The organism is Paraburkholderia sediminicola, assembly GCF_046027825.1.
GTDB classification, from domain to species: Bacteria; Pseudomonadota; Gammaproteobacteria; order Burkholderiales; family Burkholderiaceae; genus Paraburkholderia; species Paraburkholderia sediminicola_D.
On sequence record NZ_JAQQDU010000021.1, the window covers coordinates 58,529 to 71,392 of the forward strand.

Below are 12,864 nucleotides of genomic sequence, written 5' to 3' on the forward strand. Positions count from 1 at the left end.
CACTGAATAAATCGAATCGGTTGATTCCCTGGAGTTATCGCTCAAATGATCGCGCCCGCCTCCACCATTCGCAAACGTCTGCGTCTGCGCCATCTGCAACTGATGGTCGCGCTCTCGGAGACCGAGTCGTTGCGGCGCGCCGCCGACGACCTGGCCATGACCCAGCCCGCCGCCACCAAAGCACTGCAGGAACTCGAGGACACGATCGGTGTTTCGCTGTTCGTGCGGCACGCGCGCGGCATGAAACCAACGATCTTCGGTGAGGCCGTCATGCGCTATGCGCGTGTGGTGTTCGAGGATCTCGACGAGTTGCGCGAGGAACTGGCGGGCATCGAGGCCGGCGACATCGGCAAGGTGCGCATCGGGGCGGTGATGGCGCCGTCGCCCGAACTGCTGACCCATACCATCGTGACGTTGAAAGAGGCCCATCCACGCCTGCAGATGACGGTGACGATCGACACCAGCGACGTGCTCGTGCAGGCCTTACAGCAAGACCAGCTGGATATCGTGATCGGGCGAATTCCGGATGGCTTTCCAGCGCTCGATCTGAGCTTCGAGACCTTGGCCGAAGAAGCCTTGTCGATCGTCGTGCGGCCGGATCATCCGGTTGCTCACGCAACGGTTCGGCCGAAGCTGGCGGAGCTCGCGCGCTATCCGTGGATCGTTCAGCCGCATCCGAGCCCGATGCGGCAGGTCATCGACCAGACCTTTCGCGAGTCGCGCGTCCCGGCGCCGGTCAGCACGGTCGAAACGTCGTCGATTCTGACCACGTTGTCGCTGCTGCGCAACTCGGACATGCTCGCCGTGCTGCCCCATTCGGTGGCGCAGTACTACGTGGACCTCAACGCCATCGCCGCGGTGTCCACGCCGCTGCGTGGGCGGCTGGCGCCGTATGGGTTGATCCTGCGAAAGAATCGCCGTATCACGCCGGCCACTCAACTCGTGATCGACTCGATCCGCGCGGCAGCGTGAGCCGTGTAGCGGTGGCTGTGCTTCGGAGGCTTGCGCCCGTAGTGTGATTCAGTGGCCCGGACGTTCGGCAAACTTCAGATCGCTGCCGTTGGCCGCATCGGCCGGCGAGATTGCCGCGTCGAGCGGGATATCCGGCCGCATGAAGAACGTCGCGACAATGCCGACCGCGAGCAGCACGAGCGAACCGGCAAACGGCAGCGTCCAGCTACCGGTGCGATCCACCACGAGACCGAATACGATCGGCGTAAAAATGCCCGCCACCGCCGATCCTGCATTCACCAGGCCACTCGCCACGCCGACGTGCTTCGGCGTGATGTCCATCGGCACGGCCCAGATGGGCCCAATGGTCATTTCGAGGAAGAAGAACGAAAGACTCATACACGCCGCCATGACCGGCAACGACTTCACGACCATCACCGGCGCAAGGAATACGAGCGCGCCGAGAAACGCACAGATGATCACGTTGCGCCGCGCGGCAACAACGTTTTGGGTCCGCTTCAGAATGCGATCGCTTATCACGCCGCCCGCTGTATTGCCGACCACGCCGGAAAGAAACACGCCCGCAGAAAACATCGCCGAGCTTTTCAGGTCGAGGCCCCGGCCGTGCATGAAGAAAGTCGGCAGCCAGGTGAAGAAGAGCCAACCGGTCCAGCCATAGCAGAAGTACACGACCATGGTCGGCCCGATGCGCTTGAGCAGACGCCGCCATGGCGTCGGTTCGCGTGTCTTTTCGATGACCACCTTGCCCGCCGGCGGCAATTCGGCTTCCTCTTGCGCCGTCATATGACGATGCTTGCGTGGGTTGTCGGTGAAATACCATGCGTAGACCACCACCCACACCAGCGTCAACGCGCCGACCACGAGGAATGACGCGCGCCACGACGAGAACGCCACGAGCAAAGCGACAAACGGCGGCGTAATGGCATTGCCGTGGCGGGAGAAGGAATGCGTGAGCCCTTGCACGAAGCCGCGCTTATTGGAGGGAAACCAGTTGGTCAGCGCCCGGGCTTGCGCCGGCAAAGCCGCGCCCTCGCCGACGCCAAGCAACATCCGCGCGCAGAACAGCGACACCATACCGCCCGCGAGACCGGTCGCCACCGTGGCGACGATCCAGATACTCGCGCAGGTGATCAGCGTGAGCTTCGCGCCGAAGCGGTCGCTAACCCAGCCGCCGATGACCTGACAGATCGCATACGTGTAGGCAAACGCGGCGAATACGAGGCCGACGTTGGTATTGGAGAGATGCAGGTCATCGCGGATCAGACCGGCGGCGGCCGAGAGGTTGACGCGGTCGAGATACATGATGAACGACATCGCGCACATGATCGCGAGAATCGCCCGACTGACTTTCGGTCGATGGAACATTGTCTCCTCCGGATTTCCGCCTCGGTGCCCGTGTCGTTCAGGATGCGGGCAGGCTAGTACGCAGCGCTCTGTTTTGTGGACACATTATCTGAACGCCAGCGATAGATGACTAATGAATTGTTTCGATACAGCGATCACCTCTGGTTATAGCTGCAATCGCGCCTGATTAACCGCTCCAGCAACCACAGGACAGTGCCGACAGCATTTCGCGCACGGCATTGGCCATACGAGATGTTGTCCAGAGAAAGGTCAGCGGTTGATATAATTTTTCAAGGCGTACGGAATCGGGCGTGCATCAGCCACGCCCCCATTTCGCCCGTCAACCGTCAATCTGACTGGAAGATTCGATGTCCCAACAAATAGCCAACACGAGTCGACCGCCCACCCTCACCGGGCTTTTTCTTATATTCAGCCGCATCGGGCTCACCAGCTTCGGTGGCGGCCTGAGCGGCTGGCTGCTGCGGGAATTTGTCCAGGATCGCGACTGGATCAGCGAAGAAGACTTTCTGAACGGCCTCGCCATTTCGCAAGCGCTGCCGGGCATCAACGTCAAGAACATGGCGATATGGATCGGCCACCGTCTGCTCGGCTGGCGCGGCGCGCTGCTGGCGGTCACCGGCATCATCGTCCCGCCCGCCATCCTGATTATTATTCTCGGCACGGTTTTCGAGCATCTGCTGCATTTCCCGATCGCTCACGTCCTGCTTGCGGGCGCGGCAGCAGCGGCCACTGGCCTGTCCTTGTCGATGGGCGTGACGACCGCACTCCGGGTGCCGCGCAGACTCCTCCCTCTGATCTTCCTCGCGGGCACCTTCGTCGCCGTCGGCATACTGCGCCTGCCGCTGGTGTGGGTGGTGATCGGCGCGGGCGGTCTAAGCGTGCTTGTCGAATACATCAAACTACGCAAAGCCTAGCCATGTCGAATCGTGTTCTTCTGCAGCTCACTGCCGTTTTCGCGCCCCTGTCACTGGTGACGATAGGCGGTGGCCAGGCCATCATCGCCGATATCCAACGGCAGGTTGTCGACGTGCATGGGTGGATGACGCATGCCCAGTTCGGCGTCGACTTTGCCATCTCGCGCATGGCGCCGGGCCCGGGCTCGCTGCTGGCCACCTTGATCGGCTGGCAGATTGCCGGGTTCTGGGGCGCTGTGGTGGCCACGCTGGCATTGCTCCTGCCGACCGGCATTCTGATCTACGGTGTGACCCACATCTGGACACGTTATCAGGGCGCGGCCTGGAAACTGGCGCTCGAGCGTGGGCTACGGCCGGTTGCTTCCGGGATGATTCTCGCTGCCGGATGGGTTCTGCTGAAGTCGCTCGACGGCGGGCTTCCTGCCCAGGCGATTGCCCTCGTTTCAGTTGGGACGCTGCTCAGCACCCGAATCAACCCGCTGCTTCTATTGCTATGTGGCGCATTGCTGCTGCTCGGCATGTCCGAACTCAGCGCGAGCCTGCCGTCCATGCTTCAGGTGCATATGGCAAGCTAGCGCTATTGCATCATGGCGTCTGCAGCGTGCCATCCTTCAGGCGCGTTTGTGTCCACGTCGTCACGGTGTTTTCGCACGGATACTTCGCGGCCTCGGTTTCGTCAAGGTCGACGCCGAGGCCCGGTTTGTCGTTGGCATAGACGTACCCATTCCGGAACTCGGGCAAGCCTGGGAAAACATCCAGCAGGGCTTCTCGCGGCCCCTTGAGCTCCTGGATCACGAAGTTCGGCGGCTCGGTTCCCGACCATTCCTGCACGCCGAAATTGCGCGCGGCGAGATCGATATGAATGTTCGCCGCATGCGCCAGCGGCGACATATCGCCCGGACCGTGCCATGCGGTCCTCACCCCGAACTGCTCGGCAAATATCTGCAGCTTGCGGCCCGCGGTGATGCCACCGATCTGGCTAAGATGCACGCGGATGAAGTCGATCAGGCGCTCCGTGATCAGAAACCGCCATTCGTACGGGTTGTTGAACAACTCGCCCTGGGCGAGCGGCGTGGTTGTTTTGGCGCGTAGCTGACGCATCCATTCGCCTTCCTCGAGCGCAATGGCGTCTTCAAGAAAGAACAGTTCGTACGGTTCCAGTTCGCACGCGAAGCGGATCGCTTCGACCGGCTTCAGACGTTCATGCACGTCATGGCACAACTCGACGTCGAAACCGATCTTGCTGCGAATGCCGTCGAACAGTTTTAGCGTCTCCCGCATGTACTTCCGGCTGTCGAGATACACGCCATCTGCCGCGCCTTCGGGTGCAGTCGCGGGCGCGCTGCCGAAGCCACCCCCGCCATACCCGCCGCTCTGGCAACGAATATGCGTGATGCCCTGCTCGCGATACTTCTGGATGTTCTCGCACAACTGGTTCAGGTCGCGCCCGTCCGCATGACGATAAATTGGCACACCTTCGCGGCACTTGCCGCCGAAGAGCTGATAGAGCGGCATGTTCGCCATCTTGCCCTTGATGTCCCACAACGCCATATCCACACCGGAGATCGCGTTGTTCTCGATCGGACCATTACGCCAGTAAGCGTTCTGATGCATCAATTGCCACAGTTCCTCGATCGCCTCGGCGTCACGGCCGATCAGCAACGGCCGCAGATACTCCTCGATAAGGCATTTCACCGCCAGGTGCCGGTAGGCGAAGGTCGCGCATCCGAGACCGGCCAGACCGGGCTGGTTGGTCTCGATCTTCACGACCATCAGGTTGATGCCTTCCGGTGCGGTCAGGATGACCTTTACATCGGTAATCAGGGTTGCCATGTTCTGTCTGCCAAAATCGAATCAATGAATCGGACACGCGTTGCCTGGTTCTTCGTCAGAACGTGATCTGCACTTTCATCTGCGCGCTGCGATCCGCCGCGAGATCGAATGCTTCGATCGCGCGCTCGATTGGCAGCGTGGCGGTGATGATTGGCTTCACATTAATGCGGCCTTCCTTGATGAGCCGCGCGGCCAGCGCATATTCGCCGTGAAAGCGAAACGCGCCCTGCAAACGGATTTCCTTGCCGACCAGCGCGTTGATCGGAATCGGCACGTCGCCGGTGACGCCGACCTGCACGATGGTGCCGCGCGGACGCAACGCGGGGATGACATCCTTCAGTACCGCCGCCGCACCGGTACATTCGATCGCGACATCGAAATACCCCTTCTCCTCGGTGAATTCATCCGCCTTCAGACCCGGCTCGATTGAGACGTTGAGCGTGCGGGTGGCGCCCATTTCCGCGGCTTTCGCGAGCGGCACATCGTGGATATCGGTAGCCACCACTTCGAGCGCCCCGGCATGACGGGCGGCCGCCACCACCAGCGCGCCGATCGGGCCAGAACCTGTCACCAGCACGCGTTTTCCGGTCACAGAGCCGGCTTGACTGACCGCATGCAACGCGACGGCCAAAGGTTCAGCACAGGCCGCCTCGCCAAGCGAGACCGCGGTCCCGACCGGCTCGCATTGATATTCCTCGGCCGCGATCAGTTCGCGAAACGCGCCTTGACTGTGCGGGACTCGCATGGCGCTGCCGTAGAACCACATGTCCGCGCAATGCTGCTGTTCTCCGGCCAGGCAGAACTTGCAATGTCCGCACGGACGGCTCGGATTCAGCGCAATGCGATCGCCCGGTTTGACGCGGGTGACCTTGCCGCCGACCGCCTCAACCGTTCCCGCGACTTCATGGCCGAGCACGATCGGTTGCTTCACGCGCACGACGCCAAAGCCGCCGTGCAGGTAATAGTGCAGGTCGGACCCGCAAATTCCGCCGGCGCCGATGCGAACCAGCACCTGGTTCTCCCCGATGTCCGCCACATCGACGGCTTCTATCCGTAGATCCTTTTCTGCGTGCAATACGCAAGCGCGCGCTTCCATGAAAGACTCCCGTTTCAATAATTTCGTTGGCACCGGCGACTTCGTCACTTCCCGCGACTCATTCGGGTAGCACGATGCGTTCGATCTTGCCGACGATAAACACATAAGACAGCGCGCCGACCAGCGCCAGCGCCCCGATGAATATCAATGCCGATTCGAAGTGTCCGTCCTTCACCAGCACGCCGATCACGATTGGCACCGCGATGGCCGACAGATTGCCCATGAAGTTGAACATGCCGCCGGTGAGGCCGATCAGGCTCTTCGGCGCGAGTGCAGAGACGAACGCCCAGGTGATCGACGCCATGCCGTTACCGAAGAACGCCAGGGACATGAAGAGAATGATGGCGGTCTGGTCCTGAACATAGTTGGCTCCGACGATCGACGTTGCGAGCACCAGCCCGGTAATGACAGGCAGCTTGCGCGCAAAGCCAACCGAGAACCCCCGTCTAAGCAGAAAGTCCGACAGGAAACCTGAACAGAGAATGCCGACATAGGCCGCGAGAAACGGCACCGACGCCATGAATCCCATCGTGAGAGTCGTCATCCCGCGATACTTGACGAGATAGGTCGGGAACCATGTGAGGAAGAACCACAGGATCGACGACAGGCAAAACTGGCCGATGAACACGCCCCAGATATTGCGGTTCTTCAACACATGTTTGAAATCGGCCCAACCTCCTTTCCTCGCGCCGCCCTGCTCGCCGGCATCGACCAGACCGCCGCCCTGCCGGATGTAATCGAGTTCGGCGGCGTCGGCTTTGCTGTCCTTCGGATCGCGATAAAAAATGAACCAGATCATGCTATAGACGACACCCGCAGCGCCCGTGAAGAACAGCATGCCGCGCCAGCCGAACGTGGCCTGAATATAAACGAGCAGTGGCATGAAAAACGCAATGCCGACGTATTGCCCGGAGGTATAGAACGCAATCGCAGTCGCGCGCTCGCGCTCCGGAAACCACGTGGTGACGACGCGGTTATTGGTCGGATACGAAGGTGCTTCGAACGTGCCGAGCAGCACCCGCAAGCCGAAAAGGGCTGTGAAGCCATTCACGGCCGCCTGCAGGCAAGTCGCCACTGACCATCCGCAAAGCAGGGTTGCATACAGGATGCGCGGCTTGACGCGATCGACGAGCATGCCGCCCGGAATCTGCAGAATCGCGTACGACCAGCCAAATGCCGAAAAAATCAGGCCCAGTTGCACAGGACTCAGATTCAGGTCGCGGCCGAGTAACGGAGCCGCCAGCGAAAGATTGCTGCGATCCATGTAGTTGACGGCGATGCCGAGGAACAGCAGGAAACCGACCGTGAAACGTTTTTTCGTGGCTCTGGCCGCGACCGCGGATCGCGCCTTTCCGGTGCTCAGGGTGGATGTGCTTTCGAATTTCATCAGCAGTCCCTTAGATTGGATGGCCTGCTGTACAGGCAGGCGGCTGCTAGTCCTGCCCGGCTTGAAGGACCGGGAACGGGGGGCTGGCGCGTGCAATTCATGGCGCGTTACGAGCGATGCAATGACAAGGAAGCGTTACGCCTCGCATGCTCATCAGCATTCGCGGGCACGGTCATCATCAGGATCACCGAGGCCAGCAGGCCGGCCGCCATGAAGATATAAGAAGCCGCCGGACTGCCGGTCGCGCCGTTCAGATAGCCCACCACCCACGATCCCGCGAACGCACCCAACGCGCCGCACGCGTTGATGAGGCCGATCGCCCCGCCCAGCACGTTGCTCGGAATCAGTTCCGGCACCAGCGCGAAGAACGGGCCGTACGGCGCGTACATCGTTGCCCCTGCAACGACCAGCAGCGCGAACGAGATCCAGAAATGCGAGCCGCCGATCAGATAAGAAGCGACGAACGCAATGGTCCCGACAAGCAGTAGCGGCCACACGAACAGCTTGCGGTTGCGTGTCTTGTCCGAGAGCCACGACGCGAGCACCATCAGGATGATCGCAGCGAGATACGGAACGGCCGCGAGCCAGCCTACCGAGACGATATCGATCGTCGAAGCACCCTTGAGAATCGACGGCAGCCACATGATGAAACCGTAAACGCCGATACTCCACAGTGCGTGAATCGAGCAGAACTTGACCACGATCGACGAACGGAACGCCGCCTTGTAATTGCGCACCGGCGCAATGTGGGCCTGCTCGGCCGTCAGGCGTGCTTCGAGTTCGGTCTTTTCGGCGTCGCTCATCCAGGGGGCGTCCGCCGGACGGTCTTTCACGGTGAACCACCACACGACCGCCCATGCGAGCGCGGGCATGCCTTCGAGAATGAACATCTCGCGCCAGCCGAAGCTATGCACCAGATAACCGGACACCACCGACATCCACAGCACCGTGACCGGATTGCCAAGAATCAGGAACGTGTTGGCGCGCGAGCGTTCGCTGCGCGTGAACCAGCGGCTGATATACATCAGCATCGACGGCATCACGGCGGCCTCTACCACGCCGAGCACGAAGCGCAGCACCATCAGCATCGGAATATTGCTGACCATGCCGGTCGCCGCCGCGCACAGTCCCCACAGAATCAGGCTGAAAAAGATCAGCTTCTTCACGCTATTGCGTTGTGCGTAGATCGCGCCGGGCACCTGAAACAGGCAGTAGCCGAGAAAAAACAGCGAGCCGATCAGCGACGAGGTGCCGTGCGAGATGCCGAGGTCCCGGTCGATTCCGGCGGCAGCGGCAAAGCCGTAGTTCGCGCGATCGAGATAGGCGAGGCTATACGTGATGAAGATGATGGGCATCAGATACCACCATCTTTGCGTTGCTACGGGTTTGACGCTTTCCATGATGTCTCCGGATCTGTACGGCATACAAACTATCTGGCGCGAGTGGCGGTTTGTTTTGCTCTACTCGCGCGGACCTGCATTTAAAGTACGGCCAGCCAGCCGCCGTCGACGTAGATGATCTGGCCGTTCACATAGCTCGACGCCGGCGAAGCCAGATACACCGCCGTGCCGACGAGTTCTTCCGGCTTGCCCCAGCGTTGCGAAGGATTGCTGCTCTTGACCCATGCGTCGAAAGCCGCGTTCTCGATCAACGGCTTGTTCATGTCGGTCAGGATGTAGCCCGGCCCAATCGCGTTCGCCTGAATGTTCGCGACCGCCCACTCGGCGCTCATGGCGCGGGTCAGCATCTTGATGCCGCCCTTCGCCGCCGTATAGGCGCCGACTGTCGCGCGTCCGGCTTCGCTCGTGAGCGAGCCGATGTTGATAATCTTCCCGCCCGTGCCGCGCGCGATCATGCGGCGTGCGGCCTGCTTCGCGACGATGAAGGCGCTCGTCAGATTGGTGTCGATCACGCGCTGCCAGTCGCTCAGTTCGAGTTCGACAAGTGGCTTGCGAAACTGGATGCCGGCGTTGTTAATCACGATATCGACCTGCACGCCGTCCTTGTCCCACTGCGCGAAAGCTTCGGCTACGGCGCTTTCGTCGGTCACGTCGAAGGCGCGGCCTTGCGCATTGAAGCCCTTGTCGCTCAGACGGGCGGCCGCTTCGGCAACCGTGTCGGCGCGCGTGCCGTTCAGGATGACGTTTGCGCCGGCGGCGGCCAGTCCCTCGGCAAGCGCGAAACCGATGCCGCGCGCCGAGCCGGTAACGAGCGCCGTGCGGCCGCTCAGATCGAATAGCTGTGTCATGCGTGTGTCCTCTCGATGTTCAGTAACGAGGCGCGAGTGCGCCCCTCGCGATCGTGATAACGGTCGCGATGAAGTGGGTTCCGGTTCCGCTGGGAAGCCTTCTGGCAGGCGGTCAGACGCGCTGCCAAGTACGCCTTAGCGGGTCAATAAGCAAATCATTAAGCAGGTTGGTCGTTAGCGGTCTGGTTCAGTGCGGCGCGGTCTTCGAAGTCCTGCTCGGCGCGCCTGATAAGCGTGAGCACCGCCTCTTCCGCCGCTGCGGGATCGCCCTGCTCGATCGCGACGCACAGTGCCTCGTGCATCGGCAGCGAACGGGCCGGCCCTCCGGCGATTTCAGAGCTGAGTTCGAAACTGGTGCGCAGGATCGCCGACAGCGCGTTCTGCATCTGCTGGACAAACTGGTTATGGCAGGCCGTGAGGATGGCGCCGTGAAACGCGAGGTCGGCGGGAACGTACTCGCCGTGGCCGGCGACCGCGCGCTCCATTGCCTTGAACGCCCGCCGGACCGCGATGCGGTCTTCATCGGTGGCGCGCTTGGCGGCAAGCCGAGCCGCGTTCGGCTCGATGATCATGCGCAGCTCCATCAGGTCTTCGATGAGACCGGGCTCGACGGCGCCCGCACGCGCGCGCCACATGATTACGTCGGGGTCGAACAACTGCCATTGCGCGCGCGGCAGCACAACCGTGCCATAGCGGCGGCGCACCTGCAGCATGCCCTTCGCGGAGAGCGACTTCATCGTCTCGCGGATGGTGATGCGGCTCACCTGCATCTGCTCGGCAAGCACCGGCTCGGCGGGAAGAATGTCGCCGGGCATGAATTTGCCTGAACAAATCTGTTCGCCCATCTGATTCAGGACCTGCCTGTGCAAAGTCGCCACGATTTACTCTCTATGTCATACGTATGATGTAGAAAGATAGGCGTGAAGAGGGCTGCTGGCAATTCGGGTTGACCCGGAGGTGTTGGTCGGAGAGGCTTACCGCGCATGGGAGGCGGTGGGCAACCGTGCGCCGGCCGGGCTTGGCTTGGCTTGGCTTGGCCGGGCTTGGCACGGCGCGAGACGCGCCTGCCGTTCGCCTCAGCCCTTCGCGAGGTGCGTTTCGGCGATCGAGCGGACGTCGATACGGCGCGGCAGGATCGCGTCGCGATCCGCGCTATCGGCGACTTTCTGGAGCGTGGCGATATCCGCTTCGGTTACGAAGTGCTGTTTCAATGAGGCGCGCTGGGTAATTTGCCGCGCGGCGTCGAGCGGCGAGCGCGTCAATGTCGAGTAGATCTGCGCGTAGGCATCGGGATTCGCAAGCGCCCAATCCCCAGCGCGTTGCAACCGGAGCAGCACGTCTGCCATGGCCGCGCGTTTGCGCGCATCCGCAAGCGCGGCACCCGATGCAGTGATGAAGCCGAGACCGCTGTTGATGCCGGACCCGTCGCGCAAAATACGCGCGCCGCGTTGGATAGCGATGCCATAGTACGGGTCGAACGTCGCCCACACGTCGATCGCCCCCGACGCGAACGCGGCAAACGCATCGACGGGCAGGATAAAACGGACCTTGACGTCGTCCTTTGAGAGTCCGGCTTCGGCGAGCGCACCGTACAACTGGAATTGCGAAATACTGCCGCGCGCCGACGACACAAACACGGTGCGCCCCTTCAGATCCGCCACCGTACGAATCTGCGAATCGCGCGCAACCAGAATGCCGAGTTGCGCGCCGGAACCCACACGCGTCGCGACGATCTTCAAGGTCGGATCGCCGACAGCCGCGGCGAGCACAGGCAAGTCGCCCGCTGGAGCAAGATCGACGGCGCCTGCGCGTTGCGCCTCGAAGAGTGGCGCCGCACCCTGGAAGTTGGCCCAGCGAAATGCATAGGGCGTGCCGTCGAGCACCTTCGCCGCTTCGGCGAGCGCCCGCGTGCCGCCGGCCTGATCGCCGAGCACGAGCGTTGTCGTCGCCAGATCGGCGGCCCGCACGTTGCGTATATGAAATGCACCGGTTGCGGCGAGCGCCGGCACTGCGCTGAGCAGCTTCAGCGTGCGCCGCCGCGTGGAAAAAGACGTGGAAACAGAAGCGGCCATATGTGCCCTCGCTTGCAATATGCCTGCAAGCGTAGCGATCAGGACGCATCGTGAGAATGATTCAATTCCGATATCTTTATCTCAACGAGGCAGCTATCTTTTTCACCCACGCGCGAGCCCGTCACTTACGGCTTCCCGAATATGCCTCGATAAGCGCCGTATATCGACAGAACGACCAGCGCGCTGACCAGCGGCGTCACCACCAATCCGCGCACGAGCATCGACGTCGAGTCAGCCAGCAGCGTATCGGCCGCTATGACGATTCCGTACATGGACGCAACCCGCCAGTTGCGCACGACGGCACGCACACTTGCCGCCATCGCGTTCAGAGGCGAAACGTTGTTCAGAACAACCAGCGCCGGCGCGAACCAGACGAGTGAAGCCGCGACCGCATAGGCCAGCATATTGAGCACCGGCTCCAGCGCATTGCCCGTGCCGTTGTGCGCGCCGTAGGCGATCGTCAGATCATGCACGCCGTTCGGTGTAACAGATGCCTTCATGGACACATGAAACGCCACAAACGCGATCAGGTGCCCCGCATAGGCAACGGCAACGGCAGCGCCGCACTGCCCGATCGTGATCAACGCATTGCGATGCACGTTGACGGCTTCGACCGTCTCGCGGATCGACCACGGGCGCGCATTGCTCGCACGTTCCTGCATCAGCACCAGACCCGCGGCGAGGACCGGCCCGACGAGCACGGCCAGCATGCGCAACGGCGGTGCCAGTTCGAACACCGTCACGAAATCGGCGCAGCCGAGAATCGCCACGAACCACAGCACCGGATTCGCGCGGGCGATACGGAACCCATCCGCGAGCCAACCGGCAACGTGCTGTACGCTGACCACGCTGCTGTCTGGATAACGCAGCCCGGAAGCATGTTGCAGGTGCGCCGGGACCGCCGTACTGCCTGAATAGTGCATGTTCATGACCGCTTCCTTTTCGCCGAATGAGCGCCGAAAGAGCACCGAATGAGG

12 protein-coding genes are annotated in these 12,864 nt (G+C 61.8%); 3 read left to right on the forward strand and 9 right to left on the reverse strand.

Going from position 1 to position 12,864, the window contains the following annotated elements:
• Window positions 1-45: 45 nt before the first annotated feature.
• Window positions 46-972: a LysR family transcriptional regulator gene (locus PQQ96_RS14210; RefSeq protein ID WP_408292586.1), complete on the forward strand. Its 927-nt coding sequence runs from the start codon at window positions 46-48 to the stop codon at window positions 970-972.
• A 48-nt stretch (window positions 973-1,020) separates the two neighbouring features.
• Here PQQ96_RS14210 and PQQ96_RS14215 read toward each other — a convergent pair whose 3' ends face one another.
• On the reverse strand, window positions 1,021-2,337 hold the full coding sequence (locus PQQ96_RS14215) for an MFS transporter (protein ID WP_408292588.1): 1,317 nt from the start codon (window positions 2,335-2,337) through the stop codon (window positions 1,021-1,023).
• A 347-nt stretch (window positions 2,338-2,684) separates the two neighbouring features.
• Here PQQ96_RS14215 and PQQ96_RS14220 point away from each other — a divergent pair, with 347 nt between their 5' ends.
• A complete protein-coding gene (locus tag PQQ96_RS14220) occupies window positions 2,685-3,251 on the forward strand; it encodes a chromate transporter (RefSeq protein WP_408292590.1) in 567 nt (188 codons plus the stop codon).
• Between the two features lie 2 nt (window positions 3,252-3,253).
• Complete coding sequence (locus PQQ96_RS14225; RefSeq protein ID WP_408292592.1) at window positions 3,254-3,826, forward strand: chromate transporter; 573 nt, start codon at window positions 3,254-3,256, stop codon at window positions 3,824-3,826.
• 10 nt (window positions 3,827-3,836) lie between these two features.
• On the opposite strand, the gene PQQ96_RS14230 is transcribed toward PQQ96_RS14225, so the two are convergent.
• The 8 genes from PQQ96_RS14230 to PQQ96_RS14265 all read right to left on the reverse strand — a co-directional run bounded on the left by PQQ96_RS14230 (window position 3,837) and on the right by PQQ96_RS14265 (window position 12,816).
• On the reverse strand, window positions 3,837-5,084 hold the full coding sequence (locus tag PQQ96_RS14230; RefSeq protein WP_408292594.1) for an enolase C-terminal domain-like protein: 1,248 nt from the start codon (window positions 5,082-5,084) through the stop codon (window positions 3,837-3,839).
• A 55-nt stretch (window positions 5,085-5,139) separates the two neighbouring features.
• Window positions 5,140-6,180 (reverse strand): L-idonate 5-dehydrogenase, encoded by a 1,041-nt coding sequence (locus tag PQQ96_RS14235; RefSeq protein ID WP_408292596.1) that lies wholly within the window; start codon window positions 6,178-6,180, stop codon window positions 5,140-5,142.
• 58 nt (window positions 6,181-6,238) lie between these two features.
• Window positions 6,239-7,567, reverse strand: a complete 1,329-nt coding sequence (locus tag PQQ96_RS14240) for an MFS transporter (protein ID WP_408292598.1) — start codon at window positions 7,565-7,567, stop codon at window positions 6,239-6,241.
• A gap of 107 nt (window positions 7,568-7,674) precedes the next feature.
• Entirely contained in the window at window positions 7,675-8,967 is a 1,293-nt protein-coding gene (locus tag PQQ96_RS14245) for an MFS transporter (protein WP_408292600.1), read from the reverse strand.
• A gap of 80 nt (window positions 8,968-9,047) precedes the next feature.
• Window positions 9,048-9,815: an SDR family oxidoreductase gene (locus PQQ96_RS14250; RefSeq protein WP_408292602.1), complete on the reverse strand. Its 768-nt coding sequence runs from the start codon at window positions 9,813-9,815 to the stop codon at window positions 9,048-9,050.
• Window positions 9,816-9,973: 158 nt separating this feature from the next.
• Window positions 9,974-10,693: a FadR/GntR family transcriptional regulator gene (locus PQQ96_RS14255; RefSeq protein WP_408292604.1), complete on the reverse strand. Its 720-nt coding sequence runs from the start codon at window positions 10,691-10,693 to the stop codon at window positions 9,974-9,976.
• A gap of 198 nt (window positions 10,694-10,891) precedes the next feature.
• A complete protein-coding gene (locus PQQ96_RS14260) occupies window positions 10,892-11,887 on the reverse strand; it encodes an ABC transporter substrate-binding protein (RefSeq protein ID WP_408292606.1) in 996 nt (331 codons plus the stop codon).
• A gap of 125 nt (window positions 11,888-12,012) precedes the next feature.
• Window positions 12,013-12,816, reverse strand: a complete 804-nt coding sequence (locus PQQ96_RS14265; RefSeq protein ID WP_408292608.1) for a BPSS1780 family membrane protein — start codon at window positions 12,814-12,816, stop codon at window positions 12,013-12,015.
• Between the last annotated feature and the right edge of the window lie 48 nt (window positions 12,817-12,864).

Excerpts from the sequence above, each read along its gene's own strand:
- PQQ96_RS14265 (WP_408292608.1), bottom strand. The coding sequence starts at position 12,816 with ATGAACATGCACTATTCAGGCAGTACGGCGGTCCCGGCGCACCTGCAA.
- PQQ96_RS14225 (WP_408292592.1), top strand. The coding sequence starts at position 3,254 with ATGTCGAATCGTGTTCTTCTGCAGCTCACTGCCGTTTTCGCGCCCCTG.
- PQQ96_RS14210 (WP_408292586.1), top strand. The coding sequence starts at position 46 with ATGATCGCGCCCGCCTCCACCATTCGCAAACGTCTGCGTCTGCGCCAT.
- PQQ96_RS14245 (WP_408292600.1), bottom strand. The coding sequence starts at position 8,967 with ATGGAAAGCGTCAAACCCGTAGCAACGCAAAGATGGTGGTATCTGATG.
- PQQ96_RS14260 (WP_408292606.1), bottom strand. The coding sequence starts at position 11,887 with ATGGCCGCTTCTGTTTCCACGTCTTTTTCCACGCGGCGGCGCACGCTG.
- PQQ96_RS14220 (WP_408292590.1), top strand. The coding sequence starts at position 2,685 with ATGTCCCAACAAATAGCCAACACGAGTCGACCGCCCACCCTCACCGGG.
- PQQ96_RS14230 (WP_408292594.1), bottom strand. The coding sequence starts at position 5,084 with ATGGCAACCCTGATTACCGATGTAAAGGTCATCCTGACCGCACCGGAA.
- PQQ96_RS14240 (WP_408292598.1), bottom strand. The coding sequence starts at position 7,567 with ATGAAATTCGAAAGCACATCCACCCTGAGCACCGGAAAGGCGCGATCC.
- PQQ96_RS14215 (WP_408292588.1), bottom strand. The coding sequence starts at position 2,337 with ATGTTCCATCGACCGAAAGTCAGTCGGGCGATTCTCGCGATCATGTGC.
- PQQ96_RS14250 (WP_408292602.1), bottom strand. The coding sequence starts at position 9,815 with ATGACACAGCTATTCGATCTGAGCGGCCGCACGGCGCTCGTTACCGGC.
- PQQ96_RS14235 (WP_408292596.1), bottom strand. The coding sequence starts at position 6,180 with ATGGAAGCGCGCGCTTGCGTATTGCACGCAGAAAAGGATCTACGGATA.